The 13,858-nt window shown below is 60.6% G+C and carries 9 protein-coding genes; 5 read left to right on the top strand and 4 right to left on the bottom strand.

Annotated elements, in window-relative coordinates; genetic code table 11:
• Positions 1-67: 67 nt before the first annotated feature.
• From ACKI1H_RS17300 to ACKI1H_RS17280, 5 genes are all read left to right on the top strand, one after another.
• Positions 68-1,021, top strand: a complete 954-nt coding sequence (locus tag ACKI1H_RS17300) for a fumarylacetoacetate hydrolase family protein (protein WP_138522773.1) — start codon at positions 68-70, stop codon at positions 1,019-1,021.
• Complete coding sequence (locus ACKI1H_RS17295; protein ID WP_440465740.1) at positions 1,021-2,922, top strand: acyl-CoA synthetase; 1,902 nt, start codon at positions 1,021-1,023, stop codon at positions 2,920-2,922. Before ACKI1H_RS17300 ends, ACKI1H_RS17295 begins: the two co-directional genes overlap by 1 nt.
• Before the next feature lie 51 nt (positions 2,923-2,973).
• Positions 2,974-3,990 carry an MBL fold metallo-hydrolase gene (locus ACKI1H_RS17290; RefSeq protein ID WP_440465739.1) on the top strand — a complete coding sequence of 339 codons (1,017 nt, stop codon included), beginning with the start codon at positions 2,974-2,976 and terminating at the stop codon, positions 3,988-3,990.
• Between the two features lie 114 nt (positions 3,991-4,104).
• Positions 4,105-5,955, top strand: a complete 1,851-nt coding sequence (locus ACKI1H_RS17285; RefSeq protein WP_440465738.1) for a DUF1302 domain-containing protein — start codon at positions 4,105-4,107, stop codon at positions 5,953-5,955.
• Positions 5,956-5,968: 13 nt separating this feature from the next.
• Positions 5,969-7,324: a DUF1329 domain-containing protein gene (locus ACKI1H_RS17280; protein WP_440465737.1), complete on the top strand. Its 1,356-nt coding sequence runs from the start codon at positions 5,969-5,971 to the stop codon at positions 7,322-7,324.
• Positions 7,325-7,751: 427 nt separating this feature from the next.
• Here ACKI1H_RS17280 and ACKI1H_RS17275 read toward each other — a convergent pair whose 3' ends face one another.
• From ACKI1H_RS17275 to ACKI1H_RS17260, 4 genes are all read right to left on the bottom strand, one after another.
• Positions 7,752-8,564, bottom strand: a complete 813-nt coding sequence (locus tag ACKI1H_RS17275; protein ID WP_440465736.1) for a DUF6602 domain-containing protein — start codon at positions 8,562-8,564, stop codon at positions 7,752-7,754.
• A gap of 117 nt (positions 8,565-8,681) precedes the next feature.
• Positions 8,682-9,833, bottom strand: a complete 1,152-nt coding sequence (locus ACKI1H_RS17270) for a Wadjet anti-phage system protein JetD domain-containing protein (RefSeq protein ID WP_440465735.1) — start codon at positions 9,831-9,833, stop codon at positions 8,682-8,684.
• Positions 9,817-13,122: an ATP-binding protein gene (locus tag ACKI1H_RS17265; protein ID WP_440465734.1), complete on the bottom strand. Its 3,306-nt coding sequence runs from the start codon at positions 13,120-13,122 to the stop codon at positions 9,817-9,819. The genes ACKI1H_RS17270 and ACKI1H_RS17265 overlap by 17 nt, the downstream gene beginning before the upstream one ends.
• Positions 13,119-13,856 carry a DUF4194 domain-containing protein gene (locus ACKI1H_RS17260; protein ID WP_440465733.1) on the bottom strand — a complete coding sequence of 246 codons (738 nt, stop codon included), beginning with the start codon at positions 13,854-13,856 and terminating at the stop codon, positions 13,119-13,121. Before ACKI1H_RS17260 ends, ACKI1H_RS17265 begins: the two co-directional genes overlap by 4 nt.
• Positions 13,857-13,858: the final 2 nt, after the last annotated feature.

The raw sequence follows: 13,858 nt of genomic DNA, 5'->3' as shown, positions 1-13,858 counted from the left end.
TACAACAAAAAGCACAACAACAATCGCCGCCCCGACGCGGCCCAACGCAGTCCCAGGAGTCGCTCCCATGCCCGTGCACGTAGTCCGCTTCGAACACCAGAACGAAACCCGCTGGGGCGTGCTGCGCCAAGGGCGCATCAGCCCCCTGCCCGGCCGCTACGCCAGCACCGGGGAGCTGATCCGCCAGGTTGAGGTCGAGGAACTCACGAACGTGCACGGGGATGAATTGGCGTTGGACTCGGTGAAGCTGCTCTCGCCTATCACCCGCGACCAGCAGTTCGTCTGCCAGGGCGCCAACTACCGCCAGCACATGATCGAGTCGGGCATGGACCCGGACGCCAAGCACTTCAACATGATCTTCACCAAGGCGCAGAGCTGCATCGTCGCCGCTGACAGCGACCTGATCAAACCGCGTCAGGTACGCTTCCTCGACTACGAGATCGAGCTGGGCCTGGTGCTGCGCCGCGACATCACCGGCAAGGTGGCGGTGACCGACGCCAACCTGCATGAGTTCATCGCCGGCGTGGTGATCGTCAACGACTATTCGGCGCGCGACATCCAGATCCCGCAGATGCAGTTCTACAAGGGCAAGAGCTTCCGCACCTTCGGCCCGGTCGGCCCCTACCTGTGTCTGTTGCAGAAGAACGACATGCGCTACCTCAAAGAGCTGCAGCTGCGTCTGACGGTCAACGGTGAAGTACGCCAGAGCGACAGCACCGCCAACCTGGTGCACGGCCCGGCGGAGACCCTGAGCGAGCTGTCCGGCGTGCAGGATTTCGTCGCCGGCGACCTGATCGCCACCGGCACGCCGGCAGGCTGTGCGCTGTCGGTCCCCTCACCGGCCAAGCAGCGCATCGCCGCACTGCTGCCCGAGCACATCAAGTGGAAAGCCTTCCTCAAGACGCAGGCGGGGCGCAGCCAGTACCTCAAGGCCGGCGACCTGGTCGAGGCGAGCATCCGCAGCGCCGACGGCGTGATCGACCTGGGCGTGCAGCGCAACCGCGTGGTGGAGCAAGCCTGATGGCCGTGCAGACCCTCGCCGACATCCAGGCGCTGGAAAGCGTCCCGCTGGCCCGCCGCGAACTGCCTGCCAGCACCTACGAGGCCCTGCGTCGCTGCGCCGTGCAGCACGGCCAGGCGACGGCGCTGAGCTTCTTCCTCGAAGCCAGCAACTTCCGCCGTACCCACGACTGGACCTACGCCGAGCTGTTCGCCGACATCACCCGTGCCGCCAACGCCTTCCACCGGCTCGGTATCGGCCCGAAGGACGTGGTCGCCTTCCTCCTGCCGAACCTGCCGGAAACCCATTTCGTCATCTGGGGCGGTGAAGCCGCGGGCATCGTCCTGGCGATCAACCCGCTGCTGGAAGCCGCGCAGATCGGCGACCTGCTGCGCGCCGCCAATGCCCGGCTGGTGGTGACCCTGGCGCCGACACCCGGCAGCGACCTGTGGCCCAAGCTGGTCAGCCAGCTCGACAGCCTGCCCAGCGTGCGCGACGTGCTCTGGGTGAGCATGACGCCCTACGTCGGTACCGTGGCATCCCTGGCGCTGCGCTGGATGGCCCGACGCGAACGCGGGCGCCACCCGCGTCTGCGCATCCACGACCTGCGCCACCTGATGCGCCGCGAGAATGGCAAGCAGCTCAGCAGCGGCCGCGTGATCCGCGCGGAGGAGGCCTCTTCCTACTTCTGCACCGGCGGCACCACCGGTCTGCCGAAGATCGCCAAGCGCAGCCACGGCTCGGAAGTCTTCAACGCCTGGGCCATGGCCGCCAACCTGCAGCCGCGCCAGAGCGGCCAGGTGATCTTCTGCGGGCTGCCGCTGTTCCACGTCAACGGCCAGCTGGTGACCGGGCTGATGCCCTGGACCCATGGTGACCGGGTAATCATCGGCACGCCCCAGGGCTATCGCGGCGAAGGGGTCATCCCGGCCTTCTGGGCAATGGTCCAGCACTTCGGCATCAACTTCTTCTCCGGCGTGCCGACCGTCTATTCGGCGCTCCTGCAGCAACCTGTCGCCCACCATGACCTGTCCAGCCTGCAGTACGCATTGTGTGGCGCCGCGCCGATGCCGGTGGAGCTGTTCCGCGAGTTCGAACGCGTGGTCGGTGTGCGCATCCTCGAAGGCTACGGACTGACCGAAGGCGCCTGCGTCTCGTCGAGCAACCCGCCCGACGGCGAGCGCCCGATTGGCTCCATCGGCCTGCGCCTGGCCTACCAGGGTATGCGCGCGGTGATGCTCGACGACCACGGCGACTACCTTCGCGACGCCGAAGCCGACGAAGTCGGGGTGATCGCCATCCACGGCCCGAACGTCTTCCTCGGCTACCTCGAGGCCAGCCACAACAGGGGCCTCTGGATCGACATCGGCGGGCAGCGCTGGCTGAACACCGGCGACCTCGGGCGGCAGAACGCCCAGGGCTACTTCTGGCTCACCGGGCGCAAGAAGGAGCTGATCATCCGCGGTGGCCACAATATCGATCCGAAGCAGATCGAGGAGGCGCTGCAGGCCCACCCGGCAGTAGCGCTTGTGGCAGCGGTAGGCAGCCCCGATCCGCATGCCGGCGAGATTCCCGTGGCCTATGTGCAGCTCGCCGCCGGTCAGCGTGCCGACACTGCCGCGCTGCTGGATTTCGCCAACCAGCGGATCAGCGAACGCGCCGCGGTGCCCAAGCGCATCGAGATTCTCGACGCCCTGCCGGTGACGCCGGTGGGCAAGATCTTCAAGCCCGCGCTGCAGCAACGCGAGATCGCCCGGGTGATCCACCAGGAAGCGGACAACCAGGGCCTCGCCGGCATCACCGTGGAGGTGGTGCAGGACGCCCGTCGCGGGCTGGTGGCGCAGGTTCGCGCCGGCTCCGGGCGCGATGAACTGGCCCGCGCGCTGGGCCGCTACAGCTTCGCGGTGGACTGGCACGGCTGAGCCTGACCGCACCGCTCGCATCCAGAACAAGAACAAGATGAAGGAAGTGCCATGCGACCCCGACTGCCCCGAGCCCTTGCCCTGCTGCTCGTCCTCGCCCTCCCCGGCTGCGAACGCATCCAGCACGCGGCCTTGGACGCGATGGTCAAGGACCACACCGACCCGTCGCTGATCCAGGGCGGCAACGCCATCCGCGTCATCCTCTGCGGTACCGGTACGCCGCAGGCCAACGCCACCCGAGGCCAGGCCTGCACCCTGGTGGCGGTCGGTGGCCGGCTGTTCCTCTTCGATGCCGGCGAGAACGCCATGCGCAACCTGGAGACCAGCCACGTCCCGATGCAGGCGCTGAACCAGGTGTTCATCACCCACTGGCACTCCGACCATTTCAACGGCCTGGGCGCGCTGATCAACCACAGCTGGATCTACGGCCGGCAGACGCCCTTCCTGGTCTATGGCCCGCCCGGTGTCGAACAGGTCGTCGAGGGACTGGCCATGGTCTACGCCCAGGACGCCGGCTACCGCAGCGCCCATGCCCTGCCTCCGACCGACAAGCAGCTGGCGTTCGCCGAACCTCGCCGGGTTGAAATCGCCCAGGGACAGGAATTGGTGCGCGTCTATGACCAGGGCGGCGTGACCATCGATGCCTACCGCGTCGACCACCATCCGGTGGAGCCGGCCTACGGCTATGTGCTGCGCTACCAGGGCAAGAAGCTGTTCATCAGCGGCGACACCCGCGTCAGCGAGCGCTACCTCGAAGCCATGCGCGATGCCGACCTGGTGGTGCATGAGGCGATCAACGCCCACCTGGTCCGCGAGGGCGCTGCCGCGCTCGAACGCACCGAGCAGAAGGATCGCGGCGCGCAGGCCGTGCGCGTGCTCGACTACCACGCCGACACCCTGGAGCTGGCCCGCATGGCCCAACGTGCCGGCGTGCGCCATCTGCTGCTCACCCACCTGATTCCCGCTCCGGACAACGTCCTCGCCCGGCGGATGTTCGTCAGCGGCATGGCCGATGAATATTCGGGCGAGATCACGCTCGGGGAGGACGCCCTCGACCTGAGCCTCTAGCGCCTCCACCCCACCACCTTCATCAACTGGCCCGCGCCTCGCGGGCCAGCGGGGAACCGCTGCGCCCGAAAAAGGGCCGGCAGACGACAGAACAACAACAAGAGGTCGTTTCAGATGAACCGCAGATCACCCGCCTTGCACCTGCTCGCGCTCCCCGCCGCCATCGGCCTGGCCCTTTACGGCGACGGTGCGCAGGCCTTCACCTTCTCCCTCGGCGAGATCGAGGGACAGTTCGACTCCAGCCTGTCGGTCGGCGCCAGCTGGGCCATGCGCAATGCCGACGCCGGCCTGCTGCACAGCCACAGCTCCGATGACGGCAAGCGCAACTTCCGCGAGGGCGACACCTTCTCCAAGGTGTTCAAGGGCATCCACGACCTGGAGCTCAAGTACGGCGACTCCGGCGCCTTCGTCCGCGGCAAGTACTGGTACGACTTCAAGCTCAAGGACGAGCACCTGCACTTCAAGGACATCGACGACCACGGCCGCGAGGAAGGCGCCAAGGCCTCCGGCGCCGAGTTCCTCGATGCCTTCCTCTACCACAACTACAGCATCGGCGACCTGCCCGGCACCGTGCGCCTGGGCAAGCAGGTGGTGAGCTGGGGCGAGAGCACCTTCATCCAGGGCGGCATCAACGCCATCAACCCGATCGACGTCGCCGCCTTCCGCCGTCCTGGCTCGGAGATCAAGGAAGGGCTGATCCCGGTGAACATGTTCTATGTGTCGCAGAACTTCAGCGAGCACCTGTCCGCCGAGGCCTTCTACCAGCTGGAATGGCAGAAGACGGTGATCGATAACTGCGGCACCTTCTTCTCCACCACCGACGTGATGGCCGACGGCTGTAACGGCCTGGCGGCCGGCCCGGTGATCGACCAGAACCCGCTGGCGGTCCAGGCCCTGGCGCCGGCCGGGATCAACCTGACCGACGAAGGCATCGTCATCCCCCGTGGCAAGGACCGCGAGGCCCGCGACGACGGCCAGTGGGGTGCCGCATTGCGCTGGTTCGCCCCGGAGCTGGACAGCGAGTTCGCCGGCTACTTCATCAACTACCACAGCCGCCAGCCCTACCTCAGCGTGCGCAGCGGCCCGCATGCCGCCGACCTGGGTTTCGCCCCGCAGCTTTGCGGCAACCTCGGCATACCCGACGCCCTCTGCGGCGCGGTGATCGGCAGCAGTGCCGGCCAACAGCTGACCCAGGCCTACCGGCTGGGCAGCGCCCAGTACTTTGCCGACTACCCCGAGGACATCCAGCTCTACGGCCTGAGCTTCAGCACCAGCCTGCCCACCGGCACCACCCTGGCCGGCGAGATCAGCTACCGGCCGAACATGCCGGTACAGATCAACCCGGTCGATCTGGTCACCGCGACCCTGGGCATCCCTGCGCTCACACCGGTCTACGGCGATGCTCCGGCACCGGCCAACGACGCGACGCTCAAGGGCTATCGGCGCAAGGAAGTGACCCAGGCACAGGTCACCGCCACGCACTTCTTCGACCAGGTGATGGGCGCCGACCGCCTGACCCTGATCGGCGAGATCGGCGTCACCCATGTCGGCGGCCTGGGCGGCGACGACGAGCTGCGCTACGGCCGCAGCCCAGTGTTCGGCCAGGGCGCGCTTTACCCCGACAACAGCCTGTGCACCGGCAACAGCGTCACGCCGCAGTACTGCAACGACTCGGGCTTCGTCACCAGCACCGCCTGGGGCTACCAGACGCGGGCGATCTGGGAGTACGCCGACCTCATCGACGGCGCCACGGTACGGCCCAACCTGGCCTGGTCCCACGACGTCCACGGCTACGCCCCGGAGCCGGGCTTCAACCAGGGCGCGCGAGCGATCAGCGTCGGCGTCGATACCACCTACCTCAACACCTACAACCTGAGCCTTTCCTACACCAACTTCTTCGGCGGTAAGTACAACGTGAATACCGACCGGGACTTCCTTGCCCTGAGCCTTGGCGTGTCGTTCTAAGCGGAGAAACCCCATGAACAAGAAACTTGCGTGCGCTTCACTGCTGTTCCTGGCCCTGCCTTTCAACCTCCAGGCCGCCGTTCCCGAAGCGGAAGCGGCGAAACTGGGCAACGTCCTTACGCCCCTGGGCGCGGAGCGCGCCGGCAACGCCGACGGCAGCATTCCTGCCTGGGACGGCGGACTGCCAGCCAATGCGGGCAGCCGCGGCGCCGACGGCCGCCTGAGCGATCCTTTCGCTGCCGACAAGCCGCTGTTCACCATCACCGCGCAGAACATGGCGCAGTACGCGGCGAACCTCACGCCCGGCCAGCAGGCGCTGCTGCAGCGCTACCCCGACTACCACCTCAACGTGTACCCCGCGCACCGCTCGGCGACCTACCCGGCCGCCGTATTGCAGGCCGTGGCCGCCAATGCGCGGCATGCCAGCCTGGTCGAAGGCGGCAACGGCCTGAAGGACTTCCAGACAGCGATTCCCTTCCCCATTCCGCAGAGCGGCGTCGAGGCGCTGTGGAACCACATCACCCGCTATCGCGGTGGCAGCGCCCAGCGCCTGCACGTGCAGGCGACACCCACCGCCAACGGCACCTACACGCCGACCTACTTCCAACAGCAGTTCAGCTACCGCGACCAGCTCACCGACTACAGCCCGGACAAGGACAACAACGTCCTTTTCTACTACAAGCAACTGGTCACCGCACCGGCGCGCCTGGCAGGCGACGTAGTGCTGGTCCACGAGACCCTAGACCAGGTCCGCGAGCCGCGCATGGCCTGGGTCTACAACGCCGGCCAACGTCGCGTACGCCGTGCCCCGCAGATCGCCTACGACGGCCCCTACCCGGCCTCCGACGGCCTGCGCGTGGCGGACAACCTGGACATGTTCAACGGCGCACCGGACCGCTACGACTGGAAGCTGCTGGGCAAGAAGGAAATCTATGTGCCGTACAACAGCTTCACCCTCGACTCCACCGCCCACCGCTATGACGACCTGGTCAAACCCGGCCATCTCAACCAGGACCTGGTGCGCTACGAGAAACACCGCGTCTGGGAAGTCGAGGGCACCCTGCGCGCTGGCGAGCGGCACATCTATGCCCGCCGCGTGCTGTTCCTCGACGAGGACACCTGGCAGGCCGTGCTCGCCGACCACTACGACGGCCGCGGCACCCTCTGGCGCGTGGGCGAAAGCTTCATGACGCCGCTGTACGACAAGCAGATTCCCTGGCTGGGCGTGGAAGCGATCTACGACCTGATCAATGGCCGTTACCTCGTATCCGGCCTGACCAACCAGGAGAAGTCCCAGGTGGAGTTCGGCTTCAGGGCCAGCAGCGTCGACTACACCCCGACGGCGCTGAGGAACCAGGGCATACGCTGATTTTCAGCCAACCGGGTAAACCGACCCGCATGAAAAAGGCCGCCTTGTGGACGGCGGCTTTTTGATATAACTATATGTTTTTTAAGTATTTTTAAAATCACAATCTAAACAACCCCCCACTTAACCCCCCACTTAGAATCCTGGCACATTTGAGCTATTGCTACTGTCCCCCTAACCTTGCAAGTGACTCTCTCGCCCTCTGCAGAAGGGGATGGCATGCACTAATCACGTCCATGCTGTGATCTGGGCGCTACAGACTAAACGGGGCAACAACTTCAAACGGCTAGGGCATGGAAAGAACAGGCTTGGCTTCTGTAGAGCCACAATTTTGAAGAGCCTGCGCCTGGGGCTAGCGCGCCGGTAACTAATAACGTGCCAGCAACTTCTAACTTGCCCTCTCGAATCGTCGTCTGAAGCGGAGAAAACCCTACTGCAACATCTCATCAGGAAATCGTACGTACTTTAATGCTCTGCCAGTCACTCCATGGAAATAGTCCGCAGGAGAAAAATCAACTAACTGCAAGACCCTAAGCAACGAAATTACCTCATATGCGAGTTCAATTAAAGGGGGATTATATGTATCCGCCGAGGGATCAGATATCGCAAAAGCTGTAGCGACCCGAGGATCAACAATCACGTGCTCATCCGCGGAGATATACCTGAAAGAAGAGCCCCGCACATCGCAGTACATATTAGGCCAAAGATTCTTATCTCTTGTCCTCTCAAAAAAACCACAAAACTCCGACTGAAGACTTTCCGCGGACAGTGACTTCTCAGTCAAGATAGCACCAAAAATCTGATGGTAAAATTTATCCTTACTCAGAAGCTCCCTGCTAGGAACAAAATAGTTTTTCCCGCCATTTGTCCTATCTAATCTTTTAACCGAAACTATATTTTCAAATGACTGCCTAAGAACAGCAGCGCTAGCAATGGACGCCTTATTCTCGATAACCGCCACAACAGACTCAACCATGAAATGCTTTACATCACCAATCTCAAACACCGAGTGGTAATCGTCTCGATACACAACTATATCTATTTGATTACTAATACCGCCAACGGCATCAATAACAAAACCTGTCCCAACCTTATACTTCCCTGGAAGGATCCTCTCCAGAAATCTTCTTAAAATCTGCTCTCTTGCTCGACCATTCTCACCTGGATGCTTAATTTCCCTCGTAAGATCCAACTCATCCAGAACCCCTTTATTAAGCGCTCTTACAACTTCCCTTGTAAGCATCTTCAACCACTCCAAAATACAAATGAACACCCAGCGAAGATAAGCATTACCATGCAAACATAGACAACCGGCAGAAAACTCACATCGCTCGATTAATATCTATCATCTTGTACCACCTTAAAAATTCAGGACCATCCACCTCCCGACCTCAGCACCCACCTCATTCTTAGGTATATACTCCTGTTCCAATCGACCTTTACCCAATCCCAGCAAATATGAGTATAGATTCCTCTCGTCCGCTTGAAGCCCACACGGCGGAGATACTTGGGCTGTCACTGGTTCCTCTACAGCCGATCCGGGTGCATACAGCTCATATATGTCCTTTGACATAAGAAGAGCAGAAACATTTGGGCATAACTCCCGGCTCCTGCCGAGCATCAATAGCCCCCAACTGTCTATGTCCCCCCAATAGGCCACCTTCTTCTCTTTTAGCCAGGGTGCCCCCATCCACTGCAGATCAAGTCCGCAACCAAGTACCGCGATGGTGTCAGCAATCTCAGGCAGTTGGTGGAAGCATTTTTCGTTCTCCACAACAATCAGCCGAGACCCCGGAAGCCGAGACTCCATGAGCTCAGCGGTTGTGAGGCGGAGCTTCTTAAAGGGAAGCAGTCCATCGCACAGAGGTGCAACCAGTACCCAGTGTTCGCTCTCTTCCAGGGCCCCGAGGAAGGTGTTGAGCCCCACCTCAGAAGGCTCGCCCTCAAAACGCTCATCCAAAAGCCGAGTTAGTAGTCCGGCGTTGCGCTCGAAGAACTTCGTATCCACCCCGTGCTCGGCCAACAAGCGTAAGGGGCGCCCCATGGCGCAGCGTGGCTGGAGACGCAGGGCCAAGTCAGCAGCAGCAATGACCTCCCCCGGATCTTTCTTGATCCAGAGACTGCGCTGAGTGACGAGCAACGCTCTGAAGGCCGCATCCACGCCCTCAACGATGTGCTCGAGGTCTGCATACTCCTTGCCTATCGTCGCATCCATCGTTGCAGCGACCCATTCGGATGGGTTGCGCAGACACCACTGCGAAGGAAGCAGAATCGGTTCGGCGCCAGCGCGATAACTGACTGCCCCCCACTCCACCGACCCAATTGCCACCGATCTCCATGAATCAGCGTGGCGCTGCACGGCGCCGGGATCTTGAGAAAACTCCCTAGCGGAAGGCGTACCAATGCTCACGCAAAGAGGCCACTCGCTGAAGCCAAGAAGCCGATTGCTACGCGTCTCAGACTGATACCACTGACGAGCTAGCTTCCGGCTTATCTCAAGTGGTGATTTCACTCTGCACCTTCATCCTCTGTTGATAGTGCTCATCCAACGCTTCCCAGCTAAGAGAGACCAAACTGGAGTCCATGCCTCTACGGTGAACAACGATCGCGGACCGAGTGTGATGGCGCAGCAGCCTCATCTCCTTGTTCGGAGTGATGAAGATGGCGTGTAAACCGAACTCCCGTAGCGCTCCAATGATTCGAGCCGCCACGGCATGAGAGCTTCGGGAGAAAGCTTCATCCAGGATGATGGAGCCAAAAAGCGGCCTCCTACTTCCGTCTGGGCACAGCGCATAGCTCAGCGATGCCGTTAAGACATGGGAGGCGATGATTTCTTTCTCGCCACCACTCCCACCTTGCGAACCTGTACGGGTCTCGATCGTGTTACCTGTCTCCCGATCGATCACTGAGACTGCAAACTCCAGCCGGAAGCGAGGATCAAGTAGGGCACGAGCGGCCTGAGTCCGATTCCGCTCACAAGCCTCGCGAAGAATCACCACGAGCTCTCGAAGGGCCTTGTAGTGGCTCTCCCCTTCATCCTCAATGAACCTGGCCGAATTGAGAGCACGTTGCGCACGCTGCAGTGAACGAATGCTGTCGTGTGAGACCTTATTTGCAATCAGTCTCAGGTACCGCCCTGCCTGGAAATCGACCCGGCACATTGTGCTATTCAAATCGTCCAGTCGCTCCTCAATCAGCGCGACCTGCTGCTCGATGTAACTCAGTAACTGAGTCACACCGTCATCGGAGGAGCGGTTTAGGTAGTCCCGGAATCGCTTCAGCTTCTCTGGCAATGCCTCTTCGGTGAGTACCCTCAGCCGATCCAAGTACTTGTGCACGTCATCAAGCTCGCGCCCAGCATCTACCAGAGCTCCGGTGTCCTCTTTCAGCGCATCCGACATTTTTTTTGCGAGTTCGGTTTTCAGCCTGCCCAGTCGATCGTCAAGGTCCCGAACTTCCCCCTGCAGCGTTCGAGTCAAGCCAATCTCAAGGTCTCCAATTTCCGCCAAATACTTCGGAGCGATCTCAGGCAAGTATCTAATCGCGAGCTCACGTTCCTGATCACTCATCCCTTCCTCAGACCGATTGAAGGCTTTACGAGTATTCGATGCAGCCTGATCCAGGCTGGTATTCACCGTGGCTCTCTTCACGATCGCCTTTTGGTGATGCTCGTCTAGCCCCTGGATCAGCTCCTCAGCCTCATCCACGGCTAATTTGGCAGCCGCAAGGTCAGTATCAGGCCGCAATAGCGCCTGGATTCCCTGGTTCAGCTCGTCGAGCTGCCTTTGCGCTCCAGGAAGGTCAATGTCCGCGAAATCGACTTGGGCGATCTGTTCCAAGGCCCTAATTTGTCCCTCAAGCAAGCTAACCGCTGCTAGAGCATTTTTGAGCTCTCGAGCAGCGTGCGATTGCCGGTCACTGACCTCATGGATCTGACTAGCCAACTGGGCCAAGCGGTCGCGGTTATCGAAGCCTGTGAGCCAATCGTCTTCCAAACGCAGCTGATCCTGTTTGTCGTAGAAGCGGGCCTTACCTGACATGAGCCCCTCGGCAGTCATCGCATGAGGTGTCGATCTCAGAACCTCTGGGCTGTCAACGCAGTGCCGATCATTCTCCGCAAGCAGCACCTTCAGTGCCTCTCGATAGGGATGATCCTTGTAAGTGAGCTTTCGGGTGAAGCCATCCGGCATGAAGACCGCGGCTGACTCAGGACGCTTAACTTCCAACAAACGGACATGCAGTCGGTTATGCCGATTATTGATCCAACGAAGGGCATGCTCGATGGAGTCCGGCGGCACCAGAATCCGTAGGCGATGACCGCCAATTGCCCGTTCAATGGCCCCTCTCCATCGATGCTCCTCACTCTTGACCTGAACGAGCTCTGCCACAAACGGCAGAGCGCTTTCGTCGAGACCAAGCTCTGTGGCCAAATCAGAGCGAAGGCTCTGGAAATCAGGGCGCAAATTTGATCCGGGACGACGCTCAACCTCTTGTCGTTCAGTCTTAAGTTTTGTGAGCAAGCTCGACTGCCCACTCTCTGTGACGCCCAATTGAAAGGACGTCATTTGAGCCTGCTCCAGATCTACCTTCAATGTCACAAGGCGCGACTCGGCCTTAGCTTGGTTTTCACGCAATATCGATGAGTCGAGCTCCCCCGACAGACCTAGGTTTCGAGCAAGCGATTGATACTGCCGTGAGGCTACTTCGAGCCTCGATGCAATTGCGCTCCAATCACGTACGCGCGCTCTCAGCTGGTCAATGTTGGTGCCACCCTTCAGCAGGTAGAGCTGTCGCAATTCGCCAGCGCGACGCCTCTGTGCTTCGAGGAGTTCGTGCGCAGAGGCCACGTCCGTCTCAGCCCGTCGATGTTCGATCCGCAGGCGCTCAGTCTCCGCCAACCACAAGCGGTGGCCCTGCTCCGCATACCAAACAGGCACAAGCCGCTGCAGGGTCGCCTTCTCACCTGCTTGGCTTTCAAGTGATTGATAACGCGACCATAGATCTGCAATCGGCTCCAGCGTACGTTGTTGCCGGCGCGCGACCTCGAGCTCACTATGGATTTCAGTGAGGTCATCAAAGCTATCAGCCACTTCTGCAGCACGATCAAAAGCCGCACGATCATCCAGCACCAGCTCACGAAAAATCTCGTCGATGCTATTGAGCTGCTTCAACCCTGAGGCTCGATTCAGAAGATTGAATGCGTTCTCTCCGACCTCAAAGAAATCCCGTAGCCGAGCTAGGTATTGCTTCTTGCTTTGATACGTCCAAATCCCCGCTTCCGAGCTCCCCATCTTATTCAGGGCAGCCATCCCACCCTCATGCTGAACACTGAGCCAGTGTTCAAGCGTATGGTCGGGAGAGGTACTGAATATCCAAAGCTTCTTCATGTCAGTGGCAGATGAACTGGTGCCCTCAAACCAGAGCAACGCACCAAGCCTAACCATCCCAGACTCACGCTTGAGCGTGGCGGAGATTCCTGTAATCGTCTTGCCAGAACGAGCGATGTGGGACTGCCCAGCACTCCCATCTCCAGGACCTGTTACACCACGAACATACGAGGCCAGATCCCTATCGCTGTCGTGACCACCAGTGGATGCAAGGTTGTACCGGGGGGTCGAGCAGATGAGCGTCATTAGCGCATCAACGAGGGTCGTCTTACCGCTCCCAGTCGGACCAATGACTGCGGTCCCCGCACCGTCAATCGGCGCTCGATGAAACCTTTGAAAGCCACCCCAGTTGAACATCTCAAGCGAGGTGAGAACGAAGGTTTCGCTATCCCGCCACAAAGCTTCCTGCATCACTCTTCGACCTCCCTGGTCGCATCGTTCTGGTCGCTTCCCAATCGCTGTTGGTCCTGAATCCAAGCTAGTAAAGCCTGCAGGTTCTCAGGGTTTGCCAGGTGGGCAATGATCGGCCGAATGATAATGTTGTCATGTACGTCCGGCGTGGACACCAAGCCATGCCCCTTCAACTGATCCAGAAGCGTGAGAACGCGGTTACGCTCTTTCGCATCACTCCCCAAGTCGCCAAGGTAGACCTGTAGCTGAGGGATGAGATCGTCCACCGCAACCTGCGCAACCGTCGTCCCGACACCACTTTCCTGCTCTGACACAATGAAGTGTTGGCGCAGTATCGCGATGAGCAGTGATTGCTCCAGGTTCAGGCGCTGCCTTCGCACGAGCGGGTGTGACCACTCATCTGGATCTGCGCGGACGTCCTGCCGAACTGTCACGAAGGCAAGCCCCCTTATCTCGTCGATACTAACGCCCAGATCGAGGGGCTCAAGAATGTTTGCGATCTCAGCGGCATGGGTGACGGCTAGGCGATAGAGATTTGGTTTGTGGCTGTCCTCCAGCAAGCCGTATTTAAGAAGCTCCTGCACGGTTTCTCTAATGCGGCCATGAGTACGATGACTATCGTCGGATGGCTCGTGAGTCTGAGGGGGAGTCGCTTGCTCTGACTCATCAGCAGGCAAACCTTCCGGCCGCGGATCATCCCCTGCCGAACTTGCCAATTGATCGAAAATTCCCGCCATGC

The sequence above is a fragment of the Pseudomonas sp. YH-1 genome (assembly GCF_051990045.1).
Classification (GTDB): domain Bacteria; phylum Pseudomonadota; class Gammaproteobacteria; order Pseudomonadales; family Pseudomonadaceae; genus Pseudomonas; species Pseudomonas nicosulfuronedens.
The sequence above is the reverse complement of the archived record's forward strand: the minus strand, read 5'-3'. Positions and strand labels throughout refer to the sequence as shown.

Bases quoted from the DNA above. Each gene is read 5' to 3' on its own strand.
- ACKI1H_RS17260 (WP_440465733.1), bottom strand. From the start codon at position 13,856: ATGGCGGGAATTTTCGATCAATTGGCAAGTTCGGCAGGGGATGATCCG.
- ACKI1H_RS17285 (WP_440465738.1), top strand. From the start codon at position 4,105: ATGAACCGCAGATCACCCGCCTTGCACCTGCTCGCGCTCCCCGCCGCC.
- ACKI1H_RS17300 (WP_138522773.1), top strand. From the start codon at position 68: ATGCCCGTGCACGTAGTCCGCTTCGAACACCAGAACGAAACCCGCTGG.
- ACKI1H_RS17280 (WP_440465737.1), top strand. From the start codon at position 5,969: ATGAACAAGAAACTTGCGTGCGCTTCACTGCTGTTCCTGGCCCTGCCT.
- ACKI1H_RS17275 (WP_440465736.1), bottom strand. From the start codon at position 8,564: ATGCTTACAAGGGAAGTTGTAAGAGCGCTTAATAAAGGGGTTCTGGAT.
- ACKI1H_RS17295 (WP_440465740.1), top strand. From the start codon at position 1,021: ATGGCCGTGCAGACCCTCGCCGACATCCAGGCGCTGGAAAGCGTCCCG.
- ACKI1H_RS17290 (WP_440465739.1), top strand. From the start codon at position 2,974: ATGCGACCCCGACTGCCCCGAGCCCTTGCCCTGCTGCTCGTCCTCGCC.